We start from the raw sequence: 21,501 nt of genomic DNA, 5'->3' as shown, positions 1-21,501 counted from the left end.
TCGACTATTCATCATGCAATGTTTGACGTCGCATCACTGGAGATTGCCGCATGAAGTATCTGAAGCTCGTTCTGCTTGCCGCCTTGTGCCTGTTTGCCGTCGGTTGTACCGCCATGCAACAGCGGCAGGCGACCACCGATGCGAGCACGGAGTGGCGACTCAAGAGCCTGGAGGAGAGCTTCCTAAATTTTCGCGAGGAACAGCGGCGTCAGGCGGACACCATTGATGAAAAAGCCGCCGACGCAGATAAGCGTATTGCCGAGTTGGAGCAGGAAGTCGCTGCTCTGAAGGCGGGCGGCGTTGTGGCGGACAGTGCCGCCGACGCACCTGACGACATGAAGGACGGGGCGAACAAGGGGTGGGTAACCGATCTCAAGCCCGAACCCGACGAATGGGTGGAAGGCGGCAAGCCGGCGCCGGAATCCGGTGCGGAACCGGTTGCCCAGAGCGCCGAGGAGAAGCCGTGGGACAAGGTGCCCGGGCCGCCGCCGGTTATCCCTGAACCTACGGTTGTTCACCGTGACAAGCCAGCCCCCAAGGCCGTCAAGCCCAAGCCTGTTCCGAAAAAAAATGTAAAATCAGCCCCGAAGGCCGCCTATGGATCGGCCATGGCCCTGTACGACGCAGGTAAATATGCAGCGGCGCGCGACGGTTTCGACGCCTTTCTCAAGCGTTTCCCCAAGGATGATCTGGTCCCCAACGCGCTCTATTGGAAAGGCGAGACCTATTATTCTCAAAAGGATTATGCCCAGTCCATCCTGGCCTTCAAGGAGGTCACTGGCCGTTTCCCCAAACACGACAAGGCGGCTGCCGCACTGCTCAAGATCGGCATGTCGTATGAAAGGGTGGGCGATCCGGATAATTCAGTTTTCTATCTGCGCGCCCTGGTCGAGGATTTCCCGGATTCCGCTCCCGCCAAGCTGGCCCGCAAGGAATTGCGCCGATTGGGCGGATAGACTCGCCGTCAGGCCTTCCGGCGGCTAGTCGCTTTTCATGTGAAGCGGTTTCCGCAACAGGGGCAGCATCCCGATGGACTTGGATAAAGAATTTTTTGCCTGTCTGGCCTTGAAACATACCCCGCGCCTTGGCCCGAGGGTATGGAAACAGCTTTTTTCCCATTTCGATAGCGCCTATGATGCGCTCAGCAGGACAGAAGCCTGGATTCCTCTGGGCGTGGAGAGTCATTTCATCAAATCCATTGTCGCCAAGTGTCGATCCGAGGCATGGCGCGATAAGGCCGAAGAGGAGTTTCGGCTGGCTCGTCGGGCGGGTATGGATGTGGTCACATGGTTCGATCCCCGGTTCCCTGACTCCCTCAAGACATTGGAGGATCCGCCGGTCCTGCTATACTGCCGGGGCGACACGACTCTTTTCAACAACCCCGGCGTGGCAGTCGTCGGCGCCCGCGAGTGCACTGCCCTGGGCCTGCGGGCGGCCGGGCACATTGCATCCCAGCTTTCCGGGATCGGCATCACCGTGATCTCCGGGCTGGCACTGGGGATTGATCGTCAGGCCCACCTCGGCGGTCTGAGCGGCGTTGGTGGCTCAATCGCGGTTCTGGGTTGCGGGCTGGACATTGATTATCCGGGTCGGAATGCGGACGTACGGCGGAAGTTGGAGGAACAGGGGCTGGTCGTCACCGAATACGGCCCGGGTGTGGGGCCGAGAAGCGGGCATTTTCCTGTGCGCAATCGGTTGATCAGCGGCCTGTCCTTGGGGGTTCTGGTGGCCGAGGCCGCTCACAATAGCGGCAGCCTGATCACGGCCCGACTGGCAGGCGAGCAGGGGCGGGACGTCTTTGCTCTCCCCGGGCCCCTTGGTCAGCCAACGTTCACCGGGTGCCATCGGCTGATCAAGCAGGGCGCGGCCCTGGTGGAAACTGCCGAGGATATCGTGGAGATTCTGCGTTATGATTTCGCCCGCGAGTTGGACGATATTCCGGATCCGGAGCCATTTGAAGAGGGGACGACATCTGAACTGGAAGGGACGCCGAGGGGTACGACAAATTTCATGACCGCTCCTGTAGAGGGAACTTCGTCGTCCGGCAGGGAGCCTACCGAACGGATAGGTCGAGCCAATGGGGCCGCCAAAGGAGACGGTTTGCTGCCGGCATCGCGCAAGCGTCCTTCGGCTGTGGAGCGTGAGTCCATGAATTTGAGCGGCGACGAGAGCCGCGTCATGGAAGTTCTCGTCGCAGAGGACAAGGTCCATGTGGATTCTCTCGGGCGTCGCCTTGAGTGGCCTCCGGCTAAGATAAGCAAGATTTTGATAATGCTCGAGATGCGTGGCGCGGTGCAGCAACTGCCCGGTATGTGGTATCTCGCAAGGGAAGAATAATAAAGAGGTAAAGATATGGATTGGAAACTGCTCGCAACGACTTTCGGAACCCTGTTCGTGGCCGAACTGGGAGACAAAACGCAACTGGCATGCATGCTGATGACCGCCAAGACCCAGAAACCGTGGACCGTCTTTCTGGGGTCCTCCCTGGCCTTGGTCCTCGTGAGCTTCCTGGGCGTGATGTTTGCTCAATTCATTTGCCAGTACGTGCCCACAGAGGTCATCAAGAAGATAGCGGCCGTGGCTTTTGTCATTATGGGCGTACTTATCTTTTTTGATAAGATTTGACGCGCGTCGGGCTTGAGCCGGAAGGGTGGGGCGTGTACATTGGTTACTCCCGCCATGGTGTGCTGAAGACGGAAATAGTCCAATTGGAACCCGCATGCAGAAGATACCCATAGATCTAGCCGCCCCCGGCATGAAGCTGGCCAAGCCCGTGACCAAGGAAGGCGGCATGACTATCATGGCCGAGGGGATGGAGCTGACCGAAAGCCTCATTGCCCGGTTGGAGAACATGAAGATCGACCGCATTACGGTCCAGGGGCATCCCGTGGACATGGGCGGGGCCGGATCAGGGACGGTTTATGCCGAACGTCTGGAACGGCTCGACCATCTTTTTCGTCGTCATGCCAAGGACAAATGGATGATGCGCGTGAAGAACCGCATGGCCCAGTATTTTCGTATCAAGGCTGCAGCGCAGGAAGCCAAGCGCAAGGCCATGGAGGCGTTGCTCTCGGGTGAAGGCGATGACAACGACGGCGCCGAAAATGATGCGACGGGCGATAGCGCTGCATACGGAGCAGGGGAATAGGCCATGGAACCGGACCTCAAAACCAGCGTCAAGGGCGAGATCCTGGCGGTCAAGGACCTGCCGACCTTGCCGCACGTTCTGGATGAGGTGACCTCGCTCATCGAGAACCCGGAGACCTCCAGCGAGGCCATCGCCAAGGTTATTTCCACGGATCAGGTCCTGTCAGCCAAGGTCCTGAAGATGGTCAACTCGCCCATCTACGGCTTTCCCGGTCGCATCAGTTCGATTCAGCACGCCCTGGTGCTGCTCGGTTTCAACGTTATCCGGGGCATTATTATTTCCACTTCGGTCTTCGACATGATGGTCCAGGCCATGAAGGGCCTGTGGGAGCATTCATTGGGCTGCGCAACGGCCTGCAACATCATCGCCCGCCGCGCCGGATTCGAGGACCCGGAGGAGTACGCCGTGGCCGGGCTGCTGCATGATCTGGGAAAGGTCGTTACCGCTGTCCAGCTTCCTGAATTGCACCAGCGGATATCGGAGACGGTCCAGGCCAAGGAACTGACCTATTTTCAGGCGGAGAAGGACGTGCTCGGTTTCGGGCACGACCGCATCAACGCCTGGCTGGCCCGGCACTGGGGATTGCCGCCCAACATCCGCGAGGCCATGGCCCGCCATCATGCGCCGCAACTGGCGGAGTTTTATAAACCTATGTCCTGCGTCGTCCATCTGGGGGATTTTCTGGTCCGCCTCTTCGAGTTCGGCAATGCAGGCGATGACCAGACCTCCTATCTTCGCCCCGAGGCACTCATGGAACTGGGCTTCAAGATGTCCGACCTGGACAAGGTCATGGACGAGATGGCCGATCAACTGCTTGAGGTCTCGGATGTGACCTTCTGATTCCGTAACCAACCAGGATTGTTTCATGAACCAGACCCTCGAAGATTCCCTTTTTCAGCGCAAGCAGACCGCCTTTCTTCTTTCGCCAGACAAGGCGTTTGCCGAGATGCTCAAGGGATTGTGGTCTCCGGACGTGATGGAATTCAAGGTCTTCGAGCACGGCGGCGGGGCCATCGAGCATTTGTTCAACGAACCGCCCGACCTGCTGGTTGTGGATAACCGGCTTAGCGACATTTCCGGCCGCGAGGTGGCCAACCTGGTCAAGAGCGAAAACGTCTACCGGCAGTTGCCGGTGGTCATGTGCGTGGACCCCATCGACGTCGAAACCCCATGGAACTGGAACCAGATTGAGGTGGATGACTTCCTGGTCCGTCCCTTCAATCCGTCCGAAGTCCGTGACCGCATCAACCTGACTCTGTGCCGGGCCATGCGCGCCCTGGACGCCAACCCGCTCTCCAAGCTGCCAGGGAACACTTCGATCATTCAGCGAATCCAGTCTCTTATTGATGCCCGGGAGGACTTCGCCCTGGCCTATTGCGACTTGGACTATTTCAAGTCCTACAATGACAAGTACGGCTTTTCGCGCGGGGATGAAATCCTGATGATGTCAGCCCGGCTCATCGTCAACACCATCCGCAGCTATCCCGGCGTGCCCAGCTTTGTGGGCCATGTGGGTGGTGACGATTTCGTTTTCATCCTGCCTCCTGACAAAGTGGAGGACGCGTGCAGGCGGATCATCAAGGCGTTCGACGACATCGTACCGCATTTCTACGACCCCGAGGATCGCAAGCGGGGCAACATCACCTCCGTTGACCGGGAGGGCAATACGCGGGTCTTCCCGCTCATGGCCGTGTCCATCGCCGTGGTTATCAACGAGGAAGGCCGGATCAGGCACTACGGTGAGGTCTCCTCCATCGCCATGGGCCTGAAGAAGAAGGCTAAGGAAAACCCCAAGTCCAGCTATGTCATCGACCAGCGAAAGGGATAGACGTCACGGCGAGCTGGTACGCGGTTTTCTGGCGTATCTCTCGGTGGAGAAAGGTTACTCCGAGGCTACCATTCGAGCCTATTCCACGGACCTGGAGCAGTTCGAGGATTTTCTCGGACGATCCCGGCGAAGCCTGGAGAAACCAACGCGTGTTGATCGGGATAACGTGCGTGGCTTTCTTGCGGACATGCATCGGCAACGGCTTTCCAAGACCTCCATGGGTCGCAAGCTCTCCAGCCTGCGCGCCTATTTTAATTACCTGCGCAAACACAAGATCGTGGCGACAAGTCCGGTGGCTGGGGTGCGTAATCCAAAGCAGGAGAAGCGGCATCCGCAACTCCTCAACGTGGATCAGGCCGTGGCCATGATGGAGGCGGCCATCGAGCCGGACCCGGAGGGTCTGCGCGACCTGGCACTGGCCGAAGTTCTGTACGGCTCGGGTCTGCGCATTAGCGAGGCGATCGGTCTTGATCTCAATGACGTGGACTCGGACGTGCTGCGCGTGGTGGGCAAGGGAGCCAAGGAGCGTATCGTGCCCCTCTCCGACGCGGCGATGAAGCGCATCCGTCGCTACATGGAGCAACGCCATGCCCTGCTCGGGGACGACTACACGGAGCAGGCGCTTTTTCTGGGCGTCCGCTCCGGCAAGCGTCTCAACCGGCGTGGTGCCAACCGCATCGTTGCCAAGCTGGCCCGTCTGGCCGGGTTGCCCAAGGACGTGCATCCGCACATGCTGAGGCACAGCTTCGCCACACATATGCTTGAAGCAGGGGCCGACCTGCGCAGCGTGCAGGAGTTGCTCGGCCATGAGAACCTGACCACGACCCAGCGCTACACGCATCTGGACATGCAGCGCATCATGCAGGTATACGACTCCGCGCACCCCTTGGCCGGTCTGGGCAAGGGCAAGGATGACAAAGACTAAGCATCAACCCCATACGGAGTGAAAGATGGAAAATCCCCTGGTTCTTCTCGAGACCCCGGAAGGAGAAATCCTGCTGGAGCTGTTTCCGGAAAAGGCCCCCAAGACCGTTGAGAACTTTTTGCAGTATGTTGATGACGAATTTTATGACGGCACGCTTTTTCATCGTGTCATCAAGGGGTTCATGATACAGGCTGGCGGCCTGACCTTTTCCATGGAAGAGAAGGAGACCCGCGAACCCATCACCAACGAGGCGACCAATGGCCTGAAGAATCTCAAGGGCACCGTGGCCATGGGCCGGCTGCCCGATCCGCACAGCGCCGCCTCCCAGTTCTATATCAACGTGGCGGATAATCCGGACTTGGATCATACGGGCGAGGATGATGATAACTTCGGCTACTGCGTGTTCGGTGAGGTCGCGGACGGAATGGACGTGGCCGAAAAGATCAGCAAGACCAAGACTAAAAGCTATCAGGGATTCGACGACGTTCCGGTGGACCCGGTGTCGATCATTTCCGCCCGTCGTTTCGAGTAAACGCCATCGGGAAAAACAAGCTTAAGCCACCGTGCTTCTTTTCTAGGAAGATTTGGGCTGCATCCTTAAGCAGACGTCTCAAAAATAAAGAGGGCCTCCAAATGGAGGCCCTCTTTTCATATTCTAGTGAAGCCGGTGGGCTTATTTGACCCGCCGCTCGTACTCGTCCTTGAGGGAATTCATCAGTTCCTTGACCGAGACGATTTTGTCCACCAGGTAGGCGTTTGCCCCGGCAAAGGCGAAGCCCGCGTTGAGCTTGCCCCTGTAGGCATTCACCAGGGCCTGGGCGATGCAGTAGGGCGAGTTCTCCTCGGCACAACTGTGCAGGCACTTGTGCACGCACTTCTTGGGATGCTTCAGGCCCGATGCCACGGCGTCGAGGAAGGCGTTCTTCAGGGCACGGCCAGGCAGGCCGACCGGGCTCTTGATGATGGTTACGTCCTCCTGCTTGGCGTTGACATAGGCGCGCTTGAAGGCCTCGTCCGCGTCGCATTCGTGTGTGGCCACGAACCGGGTGCCCATCTGGACTCCGGCGGCACCCATTTCGAGAAATTTGGCGATGTCCTCACCGGTGTAGACACCTCCGGCGGCGATGACCGGAATGTCCTTCTTGTGCGACTCTCGGAAGGGTCTCACTGCGGCGATGACGTCGGAGACGATCCGTTCCAACTGGTACTCGGGTTCTTCAAGCTGCTCGGCCTTGAATCCCAGATGCCCGCCCGCCTTGGGGCCTTCAACCACGAAGCCATCGGGCAGGTAGTCGAATTTCTTCATCCACTTCTTGCAGAGGATATTGGCCGCGCGGCCCGAAGAGACGATGGGGATAAGCTTGGTCTTGACTTCCTGCTTCATCTCCTCCTTGACCTCACGGAGGTAGCCGGGGAGATCCATGGGCAGACCGGCGCCGGAAATGATGACGTCCACGCCTTCGCGAATGGAGGTTTTGACCATGTCGCTGTAGTTGGTCAGGGCACACATTATGTTCACCCCGAGCAGGCCGTCGGTCATCTTGGATCGCGCCTTGCGGATCTCTTCGATGAGGCTGCGATGGTCCGCTCCTTCGGGGTCCTTGGCGCGCTGGGGATCGCGCATGCCGATCATGGACGTGGCGATGACCCCGATGCCGCCTTCATTGGCGACGGCGCTGGCCAGGCCGGAAAGAGAGATGCCTACACCCATGCCGCCCTGGATGATGGGCAGCTTGGCGGTCAGGTCACCGAAGGACAAACTCGGAAGTTGCATTGAAGTACCTCATGGATTTCTAAATTTTCTGTCCCATGCGCTTATTTTACCATCAAGTCAAGATAAACACATGTTTCAAGTGAGTGTTATCCGTTAAGAATGTATTTATTTAATACTAATTGCGCGAAATACATGGAGCTTGTGAAAGCGGGAGAGATTGAATTCAAAATGTGGACGGTGTTTTTGTGCTTTTCCACCAGGAAGTCCATGACCAGTTTCCTGTTTTCGATGTCCACGAGCTGCGGTCGGATGCCGACCTTGGGGCTTGGCAGCAGATCTCGGGGCACGACATGTTTGACCAGTTTTTCGGCATCTCGGAAAAAGTATTTGAAGAAATACTTTCGCGGCTCGCTCAGGGCAACGCCTCGGAATTTTCGGTTGTGCATAAACATTTGGGCGTCACGCAGCAGGATTTCAGGCAGTTCGCCGTCAATTCCCCGAAAGATACCGTAGTTCTCCCGGCCGAAAGCCGGGATGGCCGTGGGCCCGACGTAGACGTCATTGTGCGCGCTACGGGTGAAATGGACCCCGAGGAATGGATTCTTGATGTCCGGTACCGGATAGATGGAGCCACGGATTTTGTCTGCCGCAGGTTTTTTCAGGACATGGTAGATCCCCTTGAATGGCAGCAGGCGGTACTTTTTTGCTATGCCGAAGGACTGGGCCACTCTGTCGCTGAACGCACCCGCCGCGTTGATGAACAGGCCGTATCCCATGTCGCCCTGGCTGGTCCGTATGGTGTCGCCTATGGCTTCGAGAAAGCGGGTGCCGAAGAGGAAGCGGACCTTTCCCGAGCGTTCCAGTTCATCGCGCAAGGATTGCAGGATCGCCTTGGGATCGACTACGGCGGTGAGCGGGGAGTGGAGGGCGCGCAGGACGGTCCTCGCATTGGGCTCGATTTCCGCAAGCTGTTTGGCGTCGATCATCTCCACTGTGCCGCCGTTGGCCGTGGCCCGGCGTTGCAGTTCATCCAGGGTGTCCAGTTCGGCGGCGGTCCGGGTGACGATGACCTTCCCGGTCTTGAGCAGTGGCAGGGAATGTTCCTCGCAATAGGCCTGCATGCGTCGGTTCCCTTCCAGGCACATCTTCGCCTTGAGCGTACCGGGATCGTAGTAGATGCCCGCGTGCAGCACGCCGCTGTTCCTGCCCGAGGCGTGGTAACCCGGCGCATCTTCCTTGTCGAAGATGATGATGTCCGAATAACCGGCCTCGACCAGTTCACGGGCCAGGGTCAGACCGATGATTCCGGCCCCGCAGATGATGATATCGGCTTTGAGCAAGGTTTAGTCCTTGGCCAGCAGCTTGAAGCCGCTCTTCGGTTCGACCTTGCGAAGCATATCCGTGCCCAGGATTTCCATGATCACGACCTCGCCAACCAGCCAGACGTCCAGGCCGGGGCGTACGCAGCCGGCGCGGGTCTTGCCGTCGCGTCCGAGGGCCGCGTGCATGTGCAGGACCGGTTCGCCATCCTCGTCCGGGAAGAGGGTGCCTACCCCTGCCACTTCGTGGGCCTCGGTAATGGGCAGGTGCACGGCTTTGATGACTTCGGCATTGCCGTCCTCGGGACCGACCACCAGTTCTCCCGAGTCGATACCACCCACCAGAGTGCAGTGGGCGCAGCGGATGTCATGCTCCTTGGCGAATTGTTCGATGACGTCTGGCACGCGTTCGCCGTCTTCGAGGCGCAGGGTGAAGACCCTGCCGATGGTTCCTTCACTGTATTGCATGGTTGTCTTTCCTTATTGCCCGCAGGGGGCCTTGAAGTCGCACCACTTGCAGCGGCGGCCCGGTTGAGGGGCGAATACCGTTGTGGTGAGCATGTGATTGATCAACGTCCTGATCAGTAGCGGGGTCATATTGCCGACCACGTCCTCGCGCTCCTCTTCTGTCCATTTGTCGGGGAAGAGCAGTTCGGTTTTGCCGTCCTCTGCCAGCTTGATCAGCCCGGCGTTGTGCGGAACGGTCCCTTCGCTCGCGTGGTACAGGTGCATGTAGGCCGGAAGCTGGATGGATTGGACGACTCGGGCGACGTCTTCGGTCAGGCCCGGGTCGTCCTCGGCCCGGACAAAGCCGTGGATGCGGTCCCATAGGTCCATGTCTTCCCATACGGCTTTCTTCGGAGTGACCCCGCCGCCCGTCTTGTAATCAAGGATATATACCCCTTGCTCGCGTTCCTCAACCCGGTCCAGGAAACCCTTCAGGACGATGGGCGGGCATGGTGCGGTTATCTCGACCGTGGTCTCCAGCCGTTGTTCCAGCCCGAGCAGCGTGGCGGTCTCCTGGGAGGCGAGGAAGCGTTCCAGTCGGTGGCGGCCCGTGTGAACCAGGGCCATGCGCGTGTCAAAGGACAGGGTCCGGGCCAGTTCGCTCCCGGCGAATTTTTCTGCAAACAGAGCCGCGAGCGGTTCCGGGTCCAACTCGCCGAGGCGGGTCTTTCGCCCGATGTGCGGTGTGAGGTATTCACGGAGCACTTCGTGGACCAGGGAGCCGAATTCGCTGCGGTCGCCTTCCTCGTTCACTTGGTCCACTGGGCGAACATCGCAAAGATAGCTGTAGAAAAATTGCTTGGGGCACTGCATGTAGCGGTCCAGCCCCGACGGCGACAGGCCGCGTTTGACCAGTATTTCCATGAGTCGAGAGCGGACGGCTTCGGTGGCTGGAACTGGGCGTGGCGCGCGTTGCAGGGAGCCGGTGGGGAAGGTCACCGTGCGGATGACGTCCCGGTCGTGGGCCAGGATTCGGCCTTCCCGCTTTTCGCGTTCCCATAGGAGTTGCTCCACGAAGCGGCTTCGCACGGATTTGGCGTCGAGCAGGCCGGGCTGGACGCCGCTCTGGTAATAGATGAACGCTTCCTTGGCTCCCATGAGCAGCCGGTAGAAGTTGTAGCCGGAGACGTTGTCTCGCTCCCTGGCGTCGGGCAGGCCAAGCAGCTTGCGCAGGGCGTCGGGCAGGAGCGGGTCGTAGGGATTGGTGCCGGGCAGCCTTTCCTCCACGGCGTCGAGGATGAAGAGTCGACGGAAGTGGAGCTGCCGTGTCTCCAGCACGCCCAGAACCTGGAGGCCGCCCAGCGGGTCAGGCTCGAAGGAGACGCGCTCTCCGGACAGGATGCCGCGCAGCAGGGCAAACAGGGTGGAGCGGCTGAATTCCTCATGCCGCGCTTCCACGTTGCGCAGTTGGGGCACTACCGAGGTGGTCAAGCGGAACAGGCATTCCGCGTCCACGAGATAAGTGTGCCAGAGCCCTTCCCCATGTTCGTGGAGCATGGCCGCGAGCGAATTCAGAGCTCTGCCAAGATCCTCCAGACAACGGACGTTTGTGAAGCCGTCCAGGCAGTAGTCCAGGACGGAACGGCGCAGCGGCTCAGCCTCCGCCCGATCCACGCCGTCCAGGATTTCGTCACCGTAAGGAGGATGCCAGGCAAGAGGGTCGATGTACCTTTCACCCGTGCGGATCTCGGCCTCCCACACGTGAAATATCCTGCGCAGAGGGCGGTGCTCAGGGCCGAGCAGGCGAAGGTAGGGGTGGCGGATCAGGGAGATGACATCACGCCAATAGTAGCGTCCGTCCTCCAGCCGGTTTTCCTGGAGAGTCAGCAGGGTCTCTACCAGCCGGGCCAGTGATGTCCGATCCAGGGGATAGCCCATGGAAATGTTCGGCTCCTTGTCCGGCAGGTTGTGCAGGACCGGCAGGAGCGCGCCTTCGTCCGGCAGAATCACGGCGTTGCCATCCCGGTCCGGGGCGGCTGCCATGTCCTCGGTCAGGGCCGCCAGTTGCGAGTGGCGGTCGAAGCCCTCGCGGAAATGGATCACGGGTTCTCCGATCTGCGCTTCATCGCCTTCGGGGATTTCGGCGCGCGTTTTCCAGCGTCCGAGCCACGCCGTGTGTTCGGCGGCTGCCCAGTGGGGAGTCTCGCCCAGCGCCAGGGCCGGGTCGGAGTGGATGACCGGATGCAGGATGCCATCCTCCCACAGCCGCCTGAAAAGTATGTCCTCGGTGCCGCTCAGTGCGTAAAAGCCTGCAGCGATCACCGGGCGTTCCCGCAGTTGTTCGGTCACTGCGATGATATTTCGGGTGACAAAGGCGCAGTCTAGTCCCGGCGTGGTCCAGTTTCGTTCGGACAAGCGATTGACATATTCCCGGTGGATGGCCCCGAGCTGCTCCAGCAGGCCGCTGGCATACAGGGAGACCTCGCCCTCCATGTAGGTGAGATCTTCGGGCTCGATGTCCTGGCGAAGGAGGTCGTCCAGAAGCCCGGCGAGTTGCATGCCCCAGGGCAGGAACGCCTCCCGATCCAGCTCGGGCAGACGGGCCAGCAGGCCGCGCCCGGAAGCGTGGAGGTCGGAGACAATGGTACGCAGCAATTCCACCAGGTCCAGCCGGTGGACGGCCTTGACCGGGACCGAGGCCAGCTCGCGCCGCAGTCCGGCGGTGAACTCCGTCACCGAGGTCATGCGCGGCAGGAAAACCGGGCGCGGGAGATCATGGCACTCCTTGAAGAACGCCTTGAGATAGCGGCGAGGCCGATCATGGGTGAAAAGCACGGTGCATCGGCTGAAATCGTCGCGCGCGACCAGAAGCCGTCCCAGGGCCGGGATGAAATCGTTCTGCCAGGGGATCAGGGTGATGTTGCGCACTATCCTTCCCCTCCCACTTCGTGGATTTCCCGCAGGTCGAGGTAGACCAGGAATCCTTTGGGCGCTATCACGCCCGTCTGTTCGAGGATGGTCATGTAGTCCAGCACCTGGGTGCGGTTCTTGGGCGAGGGCTGGCCGGTCTTGAAGTCGGCGACCACGGTTTTCTCGCCCTGGTAGAGCAGGTCCAGCCGCTTGAAGTTACCGTCCGCGTCCATGACCTCGGGCTCGCGCTCACCCGTGGCGAGCCAGCACCGCAGACGGGGCTCGGAGAGCGCCCATGCGGTCATGCCCCGCAGGTCCGCTTCCAGCCGTTCTTGCTCAGGCTCATCCAGAGCCCCCAAGGCCGGGAAGTCGCGCAGGGCCAGGGTCATGGCCCTCTCCGAATCCCTCTGGTCGTCTCCGGTGATCCGCAGGTGTTCCATGACCCGGTGGGCCACTTCGCCACGCATGCGTTCGTTGTAGAAATATTCGTCCCGGTTGTGACGATAGACGCGCAGGCGAGGGAGCCAGTCCATGAGCCTGACCGTCTCCGTCCCGGCAGGAAGGTCACGCGTCACGGGTGCAGCGGGTTTGGCCGAGGCGGTGGCTCCTTCCGGTGTCTCACCGTGTTCGAAAACCGCTTCGTCCCCGTCCATGTCCAGAAACAGGTTCATGGCTGCCAGGGCCGGGGAGTTGGCCGGTTTCTCCGTGAAGAAACCGTAGAGCTCCTCGCGGGCGCGGGTCCAGGCCACATAGAGCAGATTCAGTTGTTCGCGCACGGCCCGGCCCAGGCTGGTCAGGTATGGCTTGCCCAGGCTTTTCTTCATGGGGGTAAGCACCCGGTGTTGGCCGTGGCGGGCGATGTGGAAATCCCGGTCCGGGCGCACGGGCCAGTTATGGAAGGGGATGATGACCACAGGAAATTCCAGCCCCTTGGACTTATGGATGGTCATGATCCTTACTGCGTCGATGTTTTCCGGCAGGGGGACCTTTTCCTCGCCGGATTTTTCAGCCCAGAACTCCAGAAAACCGGACAGGGAGCCGTAGCCGTTTTCCTCGGCCAGATGGACCACCTCCAGCAGGCGGCGCACATAGAGCTCCGACTCGGGGTGGCGCTCCAGCACGCGGAAGACACGGATGGCTTCGCGGGTCAGGTCGTAGGGCGTCATTAGCCCGGATTGATTGTAAAAGGGCTCGATGAGCCGCTGCCAAGCCTCGGGGAAATCGTCGCGGAAACAGACGCCCAGAGGGCGTTTTCTGGGTTTGGCAAGCCAGTCGTGGAAGGTCTCTTCCGATATGTCGGCTTCTGAGAGGAAGACCTCACGTCCCGAGGCGAAGGTTAGGAAGGCCAGGTCGTCCCTGGGAAAATCAAGAAAACCGAGCAGACCGGTCAGTTGCCTGACCACGGGATGGCGATCCAGTTGCAGAGAGTTTTCCGTGATGACTGGGATGTCCTTCTGCACCAGGAGGTCGCATACCAGTGCCGCGTGGGTGTGGGTACGGACCAGGACGGCAATGTCTCTGTATGGGCGGCGGGCAGTCAGTTCGTCCAGCCGTTCCTCCAGCGCCTCCAGTGCCTGTTCTTCAATCTCCTCATTCCTGCCGCCCGGCAGGCGCTCCATGCGCACATATCCCAGGGTGGTCACGTGTTTGGCCGGGATGTCCTGGGCGCAGTCAGCGAAGTTGGCCGTGAGGTCCTGCGCGAAGCTCGCCGTGAATTCGTCGGGCACGGCAGGAAAGATCGCTTCGGCCAAGGCGCAGGCCTGGGGAAGCACTTCGAAATTCCGAAAGAAATGGTTGTTGAATTCCACCACATGGCGGAAGCTGCGCCAGTTGTCCGGCAGGGTGTCCGACTCGGCGTTCTCCGTCAGTGAGGCGAGGTCGGGCTGGGTCAGGACCTCGTCGAAGAGATCGGAGTCGCCGCCGCGCCAGCCGTAGATGGCCTGCTTGACGTCGCCCACATAGTAGAGGGAACCGCCTTTGGCCAGGCATTCTCCCGAGAGCGGAGTTATGGCCCGCCACTGTTCGCGGCTAGTGTCCTGGAATTCGTCCACCAGGAGATGATGTAGGCGGCAGCCCAGGCGGCAGTATGCCTCGGAAACGGCGTCGCCTCGGCTAAGGAGGTGATCCACAAAACCCGCCAGGGAGGAACCCAGGACCAGGCCTCGCTGTCGTTGCAACTCGTCCAGGCCATTGAGGAAGCGTAGGGCCATATTTACCGCCGGAGCCAGAAAATAGGCCCCGGAGAGCATGGCTTGGTCTACGGTGTAGCGGGCATGCACCTGCTTCAATTCGGCGTAGGCCGCCTCTGCCCGGTCATCCACCTTGTCCTTGCCCGCCTTGTTCACGCAGTCGCGAAGGCTCTCCTTGGCGACATAGGCCGAATCCTTGGGGGGATCGAACAGGGCGCAGACTCGGCATGCTTCTAGAAAATCGATGAAGCGTTTGGCAAAGGGCAGCCCGGTGTCGGCGAAATACTCAATGGTGGAGTTGACCGTCCCGAGGAAGTCGGCGTGTCCGGCCATGAGCAACTGTAGGATCTCCTCCTGGTCCGTGAGCAGGGGGCCGCTTTCGGCGCGCAGGAAGCGGGTCAGGTCCAGCAGACGGCCTCGCACCGTATCCTGCACCCAGAAGCCGGACCTGCCTTCGGTGTGGATCAGGGTTTTCATGGCCCCGGCAAGCAGGTCTCGCTCCGGTTCGTCAGCCTCGCATAGTGCCAGAAAGTGGTCGTAGACCGCTTCGAACAGTTCACTTTCATCAAAGATCATCTGGAAATCCGGTCGGATGCCGAATTCCAAGGCAAAGAGGCGCAAGAGCAGGGCCAGGAGTGAATCGATGGTCCTGATGTTTAGGTAGTGGTAGCGGCGTAGGATGGCTTCCACGGCCTTGGCGGCCTTGGCAGGCGAGCAGGCGTGGGATTCCGAGCCTTCGTCGTTACGGTCCAGTGCGGCCTGCTTGAGGCCGGAGATGACTCGCTCTTTCATCTCGGCGGCGGCCTTGTTGGTGAAGGTCACAGCCATGATCTCGGGCCAGGCGTAGCCCTGGTGGGGCCTGGAGGCGCAGGCAAAGGGGCGGCTGGTTTCCCCGGCGTGGTCGAGCAGGCCGAGAAAACGGCGGGTGAGCTGGTAGGTTTTGCCCGACCCTGCGGACGCTTTGACTTGCCTGAGTTCGGACATGCGTGGTTATCCCTCCGCAGCGGCGCGGCTGGCCCGGGAGCCGGTCATGACGACCATGAAGACGGCCAGGATGATCAGGCTGGCACCGGCATAGCCGAGCAGGGAGAATTTTTCCCCGAACAGGAAGTAGGCAAGCACGGCGGCAACCACGGGTTCGAAGGTGGCGACCACCGAGGCGTGCGTGGCGTCCAGACGTTTGAGGCCCGCATAGTAGGCGGAGAACGCGCCGTACGATGTCACGGCGGAGAGGCTGATAAGCCACATCCAGACCGAGGCCGACTTGGGCGCGAAGTTCACGAAGGGCAGTAGCAGTGCGGCTCCGAAGGGCATGGCGTAGACGAAGATGGTCGGAGTCTCGTAGCGGTAGAGGAACTTCTTCCCGAAGATGTAGTAGAGGGCGTAGGTCAGCCCTGAAATAAGACCCGCCGCGAGGCCGAACCAGCCGAATTGCCAGCTCGCACCGCTCGTCAGTTGCGGGCCCAGGCTGATGCTGGACACGCCGAGGATGGTCATGGCTACGCAGAAAGTCTTGGTCTTGGTCATGCGCTCCTTGAGCACCAGCCAGGAGAGAACCGCCACCCAGGCCGGGGCCGTATAGAGCAGCACCGCAGCCATGGCCATGCCAACGTCGCGGATAGCCAGTTGATAGGAGCTGTAGAACAAGGTCACGCAGATGAAGCCGAAACCGAGCAGGGGGGGGAGGTCCGTGCGGGCTATTCTAAGCTGCTTTTTGAGTGTGGCATGGGCCAGGAACATGAGCCAACCGAACATGGCGCGCCAGAAGGCGATCTCCAGGGCGGAGAGCCCTTCGGCCAGGATGTGCTTGGTAAAGATGCCGATCACACCCCACATGACGGCAGCGGCGAGGACGTAGAGATATCCGGTCATGGCTACAGTTTCACCTCGGTACCGATCCCGGCGGCCAGAGCTTTTTCATGAACCAGGGCGGCGGTCATGACGTCGTGGCTGGCGATGCCCATGAGCACCGCGCCGCGTTGTCCTGCACGCAAGCCTTCCTTTGCGCCCGAGCATATCTCTCCCATGTCCGCGTCAATGTCGGCAGGGCCGGGATACCCGTTTCGGAAGTATCCCCCTTGTTCCCGGGTCCAGGTGTATTGGTTGAAATTGTCGCAGGTGAAGTGTCCACCCGCGAACACATCGGCGTTGAGCGCTGCATCGTAGTCGACGGCAATGGCGAGGCAGTCCGGCTTGATCATTGATCGGGCCACGGGTCGTTCTGGCGCCTCCACGATGGGGGTGCAGGTGATGAGCACGTCCGCATCCCCTACGGCGGCGGGGATGTCCGGACAGGCGACGAATTCAGCCTTCGGGAGCAGGGGCTGCATGTCATTGATGAAGCGGGCCATGGCCTCGTCCGAAATGTCCTGGCAGAAAACGGTGTCGAGTCTGGGGAAGACCTCCTTCATTGCCAGGAGGTTGGTTCTGGCCTGCACGCCGGTTCCGATGAGGGCCACGGAGGCGCTGTCCTGGTTGCCGAAGTGGCGGGCATAAACTCCCGAGGCCGCGCCAGTGCGCCAGGCCGTTATCCAGGCTGCGTCCATGACTGCCAGGGGCAGGCCGGTGGCGGGATCGCAAAGGACCATGAGGCCGGTTATGTACGGATGCCCCTTGGCCGGATTGGGCGGATAGCCCGAAATGCATTTGATCCCGGCCAGGTCTTCCCCGCCCACGTAGCAGGGCATGGCGTGTATGAAGCAGTTCTCTCTCGGGTGAATGCCGATCTTGGCCGGCATTTCCGTCTCGCCACGACCCACGGAGGCGAATCCCGCCTCCACCCGTTCCATGATGTCTTGCATGGGGATGTTCAGCGCGCTGATCTCAGCCGCCGATATCCAAAGCACTTCCGTTGTCATATATCCGTTCCTTGCCTCTCTATCGTTTCCCATGAAAGCCTTGTTCCGGCGCAAGCGGTAGTTGTCTTTTCGCATTGTCTGGATGCAATCCCAACCGGTTATGCATCCAGGAGAAATTTCGTTTCGAATCCGCAACGGCGTTCAATTGTCGGCACACACTAGGACTATTTGTTTTATGCGTCAACGAGGCTTGAAATACTTGCGGATTATTCTTTGATCGGGCAATAATCGGGCATGTCCGCTGAAATCAGTTTCATCGTGCCGGAATCAAGTGACGGCCTGCGCCTGGATAAGGTCCTTGCGTCACCGTTGCCCGAGTCCGGGCTCCGCCTGCGCCGCAGGTTGTGCGACGAGGGGCGTGTCCGGGTTTCGGACGCTCCCCGCAAGCCCGGATACAAGGTCCGGGCAGGCCAGGAAATTCTTATCAACAGGGAGCAGGAAGCCGTGACGCATTCGGAACTGGGCGTTTTTGTGGTCGAGAAAACCGGCGATTTCGCTGCCGTGTACAAACCCGGCGGCGTGCATTCAGCCGCCATTGAGGGCAAGGATGACGCCAGTGTGGAGGCGGTCCTGCCAGACCTGTTCGATGGGGAGGTCACTCTTCTGAATCGGTTGGACTTCCTGACTTCCGGGTTGCTGCTTGTGGCATTGAATCCCGAAGCCGCTACACGCTATCAGGAGCTGGAAGAGGCGGGACAGCTTCGGAAGTTTTATCTTGCCGAGGTCCAGGGGCGGCTGGATGGGCTGGCTACCGTCAAGAACGCTTTGGATACGGATGACCGCAAGAAGACCCGAGTACTTGAGGGAGATAATCCGGATGAGGGGCGCTGGACAGGGGTAGAGACGCTTTCTCACGATCATGAGACGCGGACCACCCTGGTCCGTTGCCTGATAAAGAGGGGGGCGAGACACCAGATTCGGGCCCACCTGGCATCCATCGGGCACCCCATCGTAGGTGACTCCCTCTATGGCAGTGCGGGAAACGGCGGCTTGCGGCTGCATCATCAGCGCATCGAATTTCCCGGTTTTGTCGCCGAGGCATCCTCACCGTTTTAAGCTGTTTTGTATGAAAAAAAGCCCCGGTCTGAACAGGCCGGGGCTTTTTTGTTGTTTGTCGAGTGACGCTATTTCTTGTTTTTGAAGGCGTCCTGAAGCGCTGCACCAAGAGATCCCATGTTGCCGGAATCACTGGAAGGCTTGGACTTTTTGGGGGCAAACTGCTTCCAGTCGCCATCGTCCGCGGCATCGCCGGTGGTCAGGGAAATCCTGCGCTCAGCAGCCTTGACCTCGCTTATGACGATCTCAACGCTGTCGCCGGAGTGCAGCTTTTCAAAGGCCGCCGCGTTTTCGCTCCGGGCAATGACGGATTTGGGCAGCAGGCCGGTAATGCCGGGCTCAAGCTGGATGAAGATGCCGAATTGCTCCTGCTTCTCCACGGTGCCCGTGACCTTTTGTCCGGCCTGGTACTTCTCTGCCACTTCCATCCACGGGTCGCCTTCGGCATCCTTCATGGACAGGCCGATTCGGCGCGCCGCAGGGTCAATGGACTTGATCTTGACCGCGACCTCCTGACCTTCCTTGACGAAGTCGGAAGGCTTGTGGACGCGCTGGGTGTAGCTCATCTCGGAGACGTGCACCAAACCGTCCACACCGGGCGCGATCTCCACGAAGGCGCCAAAGTCGGCCAGCCGCACTACCTTGCCTGTGACCTTGTCGCCTTCGGAGAAGGTTGCGGTCACTGTATCCCAGGGGTCCTGGGCCAGTTCCTTCATGGACAGGGAAATCTTGAGGCGGCCCTTGTCGTCGTGCTCGTAGCGGGTAACCTTGGCCTTGACCCGTTGTCCCACGCTCACCGCTTCCTCGGGATGACCGATGCGGCCGTGTCCGATCTGGGAGATGTGTACCAGTCCGTCCAGGCCGGGCATGATTTCGACGAAAGCGCCGAAGGGAGCAAGCCGGGTGATAATGCCTTCCACCACGTCGCCCACCTGGGTCTCGGCGGTGAAGTTCTCCACGGCCTGGGCGGTTTCCCGCTCCAGTAGCGCCCTGCGGGAGATGACGACGTTGCGGCCGTGCTGCTCCAGCTTGGTGATCAGGAATTCCATGGTCTTGCCCACGTATTCCTCGGGGTTCTCCACGAAACGGTTGTCAATCTGGCTGACCGGGCAGAAAGCGCGTCGCTGCATGACGGTGACGTTGAAACCGCCCTTGCAGGTGGAATCCACGGTTCCTTCAACGGGCAGACCGCCCGCCTTGGCCTCTTCAAGCATGGCCAGGCCACCGATGCCGGACAGGGCGCGGGAAAGCTTGATGCCGCCGGAGTCCTTGCCGACCACGTAGAGTTCCACGGTGTCGCCTTCCTTGACGGTGCAGTTGCCGTCTTCGTCCAGCAACTCCTCCTTTTCCACGATGCCGTCCAGCTTGGTGCCGGTGTCGACGAAAACCGTGGTCTCGCCCACCTGGATGACGGAGCCGGCGACTTTGTCGCCGACGTTCAGGTCGTCCCCGCCGCCTTCGCTGTACTGTTCGAACAGTTCGGCAAAGGAAGCTTCACCTTCCTCGATCCCATTGCGATCCTTGAATTCTTCTGACACGATTTGTACCGTTTCTTAAAGGTTTAGGTTAATAATGCCTTGGCGAAGTCCTTGCCGTTGAACGGCCTCAGGTCTTCCATCTTTTCGCCGAGCCCGACAAAGGTGATCGGCAGCTTGTTCTGTAGGGTGACAGCCACGACGACACCGCCCTTGGCCGTGCCGTCGAGTTTGGTCAGAATGATTTCGTCCACACCCACAGCCTCGTTAAACAGCTTGGTCTGGGACAGAGCATTCTGGCCGGTGGTGGCATCGATAACCAGGATGGTCCGGTGGGGAGCACCCTCGTGTTTCTTGCCAACCACTCGCTCGATTTTTTTCAATTCTTCCATCAAGTTGATTTTTGTGTGCAGCCGACCGGCCGTGTCCAGCAGGAGCAGGTCGTAGCCCTCGGCCACAGCTTTATCCATGGCTTCATAAGCCACTGCGGCCGGGTCGCTGCCCTCGGCCTTGGCAAAGAATCCCGCACCAATGCGGTTGGCCCAGACCTCGAGTTGTTCGATAGCTGCCGCGCGGAAGGTGTCGCCCGCTGCAATGAGCACCTTGCGGCCCTGCATCTGAGCGCGGTGGGCAAGCTTGGCGATGGTGGTAGTCTTGCCCACGCCGTTCACCCCGACCATCATCAGCACCTCGGGCGGATTTACAGCCTCAATGCGCGGCGGAACCTTGAAAATGTCTTCGAGTTCGGCTCTCAGGATGTCCTTGAAGTCATCGGGATCGTCGGTACCGGCCTTCTTTGCGCGCGCCTTGAGGTTTTCCATGAGCTGGTTTGCGGCTTCCATGCCCACGTCCGCCATGATCAAAATCTCTTCGAATTCCTCCCAGAAATCGTCGTCCAAGGAGGAGTGGGAGGAGAGCAGGCCGTCGATGCGTTTGGTTATCTGCTCGCGGGTCTTGGATATTCCTTCGGAAAGTTTGAGGAACAGGCGGTCCCGTTCGTCTTCCTCGTCCTCCAGATCCAGTGCCAGTGCCAAACGGTATTGGAGTTCGGATTTGAACTCGGCCACGGCCACATAGCCCATTTCGTCGAGCCATGTTTCGAATTTACCGATGAAATTCTGTGCTTCATCCTCGGGGGCGCCCAGGGCCTTGAACAGAAAGGCCAGCCGGTCCCACAAGGCGGGGCCTTTTTCTTCCACGCCTTCGACGATGATGTTCAACCACTGGGAGAGTCTGGGCTCCGCCTGTCGCAGAGAGAGAGTCAGGCCAGCCTGCCAGTCCTCGGTGGGCACCGGTGCGGCATCGGTTTCTGGCTGGGCAGGTACAGGCTCCGGCGTCGTTTCCTTTATAGGAGCGGCGGCTTCCGGCTCGGGAACCGGCTCCTCTGCCGGTTCGGGCTCCACGTCGAGGCCTTGTTGCCGCTTGTATTCATCCAAGGCCTGCTGCGCCACATCTTCCGGCTTGGCCCAGGCCTTTTTCAGTTTACTGAAGAATCCCATCAAATCCTCTTGAGAGTCGTATCGTTGTTGTTCGGGCGTGTTTTCATAGCTTACCTGTCCATCGGAGGCAATAGATGATATGGATGCGCTGAATATTGCCATTCTACACTGGAATGGATAAGAGCGGGAAAAA

The 21,501-nt window shown here is 60.0% G+C and carries 18 protein-coding genes; 9 read left to right on the top strand and 9 right to left on the bottom strand.

The genetic code is table 11. The annotated features are described in order from the left end of the window. Positions 1-50: 50 nt before the first annotated feature. The 8 genes from ybgF (at position 51) to GM415_RS15195 (ending at position 6,433) form a co-directional block, all read left to right on the top strand. A complete protein-coding gene (gene ybgF, locus GM415_RS15230) occupies positions 51-956 on the top strand; it encodes a tol-pal system protein YbgF (protein ID WP_158949668.1) in 906 nt (301 codons plus the stop codon). A 73-nt stretch (positions 957-1,029) separates the two neighbouring features. Next, the gene (gene dprA / locus GM415_RS15225) at positions 1,030-2,337 is read left to right on the top strand and encodes a DNA-processing protein DprA (RefSeq protein ID WP_158949666.1); all 1,308 of its coding nucleotides are present in this window, start codon (positions 1,030-1,032) and stop codon (positions 2,335-2,337) included. Between the two features lie 15 nt (positions 2,338-2,352). Further along, positions 2,353-2,625, top strand: coding sequence for a TMEM165/GDT1 family protein (locus tag GM415_RS15220; RefSeq protein WP_158949664.1), 273 nt, complete (start codon positions 2,353-2,355; stop codon positions 2,623-2,625). A gap of 94 nt (positions 2,626-2,719) precedes the next feature. After that, entirely contained in the window at positions 2,720-3,148 is a 429-nt protein-coding gene (locus GM415_RS15215) for a hypothetical protein (RefSeq protein WP_242012270.1), read from the top strand. A 3-nt stretch (positions 3,149-3,151) separates the two neighbouring features. Next, positions 3,152-3,988, top strand: a complete 837-nt coding sequence (locus GM415_RS15210; protein WP_158949662.1) for an HDOD domain-containing protein — start codon at positions 3,152-3,154, stop codon at positions 3,986-3,988. Positions 3,989-4,013: 25 nt separating this feature from the next. Further along, the gene (locus tag GM415_RS15205) at positions 4,014-4,976 is read left to right on the top strand and encodes a GGDEF domain-containing response regulator (RefSeq protein ID WP_158949660.1); all 963 of its coding nucleotides are present in this window, start codon (positions 4,014-4,016) and stop codon (positions 4,974-4,976) included. Next, complete coding sequence (gene xerC / locus GM415_RS15200; RefSeq protein WP_158949658.1) at positions 4,951-5,901, top strand: tyrosine recombinase XerC; 951 nt, start codon at positions 4,951-4,953, stop codon at positions 5,899-5,901. The genes GM415_RS15205 and xerC overlap by 26 nt, the downstream gene beginning before the upstream one ends. Before the next feature lie 25 nt (positions 5,902-5,926). Next, a complete protein-coding gene (locus GM415_RS15195; RefSeq protein ID WP_158949656.1) occupies positions 5,927-6,433 on the top strand; it encodes a peptidylprolyl isomerase in 507 nt (168 codons plus the stop codon). Positions 6,434-6,574: 141 nt separating this feature from the next. Here the strand turns inward: GM415_RS15195 and GM415_RS15190 are convergent, their stop codons facing one another. From GM415_RS15190 to GM415_RS15160, 7 genes are all read right to left on the bottom strand, one after another. Continuing rightward, a complete protein-coding gene (locus GM415_RS15190; protein ID WP_158949654.1) occupies positions 6,575-7,675 on the bottom strand; it encodes an NAD(P)H-dependent flavin oxidoreductase in 1,101 nt (366 codons plus the stop codon). A gap of 86 nt (positions 7,676-7,761) precedes the next feature. Next, positions 7,762-8,955, bottom strand: a complete 1,194-nt coding sequence (gene lhgO / locus GM415_RS15185; RefSeq protein ID WP_158949652.1) for an L-2-hydroxyglutarate oxidase — start codon at positions 8,953-8,955, stop codon at positions 7,762-7,764. Between the two features lie 3 nt (positions 8,956-8,958). Then, a complete protein-coding gene (locus GM415_RS15180; RefSeq protein ID WP_158949650.1) occupies positions 8,959-9,402 on the bottom strand; it encodes a PPC domain-containing DNA-binding protein in 444 nt (147 codons plus the stop codon). Positions 9,403-9,414: 12 nt separating this feature from the next. Then, positions 9,415-12,309: a PD-(D/E)XK nuclease family protein gene (locus GM415_RS15175; protein WP_158949648.1), complete on the bottom strand. Its 2,895-nt coding sequence runs from the start codon at positions 12,307-12,309 to the stop codon at positions 9,415-9,417. Then, on the bottom strand, positions 12,309-15,464 hold the full coding sequence (locus GM415_RS15170) for a UvrD-helicase domain-containing protein (RefSeq protein ID WP_158949646.1): 3,156 nt from the start codon (positions 15,462-15,464) through the stop codon (positions 12,309-12,311). The genes GM415_RS15175 and GM415_RS15170 overlap by 1 nt, the downstream gene beginning before the upstream one ends. A gap of 6 nt (positions 15,465-15,470) precedes the next feature. Further along, positions 15,471-16,352, bottom strand: coding sequence for a DMT family transporter (locus GM415_RS15165; RefSeq protein WP_158949644.1), 882 nt, complete (start codon positions 16,350-16,352; stop codon positions 15,471-15,473). 2 nt (positions 16,353-16,354) lie between these two features. Further along, positions 16,355-17,338: an ornithine cyclodeaminase family protein gene (locus tag GM415_RS15160; RefSeq protein ID WP_158949642.1), complete on the bottom strand. Its 984-nt coding sequence runs from the start codon at positions 17,336-17,338 to the stop codon at positions 16,355-16,357. A 234-nt stretch (positions 17,339-17,572) separates the two neighbouring features. Between GM415_RS15160 and GM415_RS15155 the strand changes: the two genes are divergently transcribed. After that, positions 17,573-18,394, top strand: a complete 822-nt coding sequence (locus GM415_RS15155) for an RluA family pseudouridine synthase (protein WP_158949640.1) — start codon at positions 17,573-17,575, stop codon at positions 18,392-18,394. Positions 18,395-18,462: 68 nt separating this feature from the next. Here GM415_RS15155 and GM415_RS15150 read toward each other — a convergent pair whose 3' ends face one another. Together GM415_RS15150 and ftsY are read right to left on the bottom strand one after the other, a co-directional pair. After that, positions 18,463-19,932, bottom strand: a complete 1,470-nt coding sequence (locus GM415_RS15150; RefSeq protein WP_158949638.1) for a 30S ribosomal protein S1 — start codon at positions 19,930-19,932, stop codon at positions 18,463-18,465. A 23-nt stretch (positions 19,933-19,955) separates the two neighbouring features. After that, positions 19,956-21,368, bottom strand: coding sequence for a signal recognition particle-docking protein FtsY (gene ftsY / locus GM415_RS15145; RefSeq protein WP_158949636.1), 1,413 nt, complete (start codon positions 21,366-21,368; stop codon positions 19,956-19,958). Positions 21,369-21,501: the final 133 nt, after the last annotated feature.

Source organism: Pseudodesulfovibrio cashew (assembly GCF_009762795.1).
Classification (GTDB): Bacteria; Desulfobacterota; Desulfovibrionia; order Desulfovibrionales; family Desulfovibrionaceae; genus Pseudodesulfovibrio; species Pseudodesulfovibrio cashew.
The sequence above is the reverse complement of the archived record's forward strand: the minus strand, read 5'-3'. Positions and strand labels throughout refer to the sequence as shown.

Coding starts and splice junctions, on each gene's coding strand:
- ybgF (WP_158949668.1), top strand. CDS start 51: ATGAAGTATCTGAAGCTCGTTCTGCTTGCCGCCTTGTGCCTGTTTGCC.
- dprA (WP_158949666.1), top strand. CDS start 1,030: ATGGACTTGGATAAAGAATTTTTTGCCTGTCTGGCCTTGAAACATACC.
- GM415_RS15220 (WP_158949664.1), top strand. CDS start 2,353: ATGGATTGGAAACTGCTCGCAACGACTTTCGGAACCCTGTTCGTGGCC.
- GM415_RS15215 (WP_242012270.1), top strand. CDS start 2,720: ATGCAGAAGATACCCATAGATCTAGCCGCCCCCGGCATGAAGCTGGCC.
- GM415_RS15210 (WP_158949662.1), top strand. CDS start 3,152: ATGGAACCGGACCTCAAAACCAGCGTCAAGGGCGAGATCCTGGCGGTC.
- GM415_RS15205 (WP_158949660.1), top strand. CDS start 4,014: ATGAACCAGACCCTCGAAGATTCCCTTTTTCAGCGCAAGCAGACCGCC.
- xerC (WP_158949658.1), top strand. CDS start 4,951: ATGTCATCGACCAGCGAAAGGGATAGACGTCACGGCGAGCTGGTACGC.
- GM415_RS15195 (WP_158949656.1), top strand. CDS start 5,927: ATGGAAAATCCCCTGGTTCTTCTCGAGACCCCGGAAGGAGAAATCCTG.
- GM415_RS15190 (WP_158949654.1), bottom strand. CDS start 7,675: ATGCAACTTCCGAGTTTGTCCTTCGGTGACCTGACCGCCAAGCTGCCC.
- GM415_RS15180 (WP_158949650.1), bottom strand. CDS start 9,402: ATGCAATACAGTGAAGGAACCATCGGCAGGGTCTTCACCCTGCGCCTC.
- GM415_RS15170 (WP_158949646.1), bottom strand. CDS start 15,464: ATGTCCGAACTCAGGCAAGTCAAAGCGTCCGCAGGGTCGGGCAAAACC.
- GM415_RS15165 (WP_158949644.1), bottom strand. CDS start 16,352: ATGACCGGATATCTCTACGTCCTCGCCGCTGCCGTCATGTGGGGTGTG.
- GM415_RS15160 (WP_158949642.1), bottom strand. CDS start 17,338: ATGACAACGGAAGTGCTTTGGATATCGGCGGCTGAGATCAGCGCGCTG.
- GM415_RS15155 (WP_158949640.1), top strand. CDS start 17,573: ATGTCCGCTGAAATCAGTTTCATCGTGCCGGAATCAAGTGACGGCCTG.
- ftsY (WP_158949636.1), bottom strand. CDS start 21,368: ATGGGATTCTTCAGTAAACTGAAAAAGGCCTGGGCCAAGCCGGAAGAT.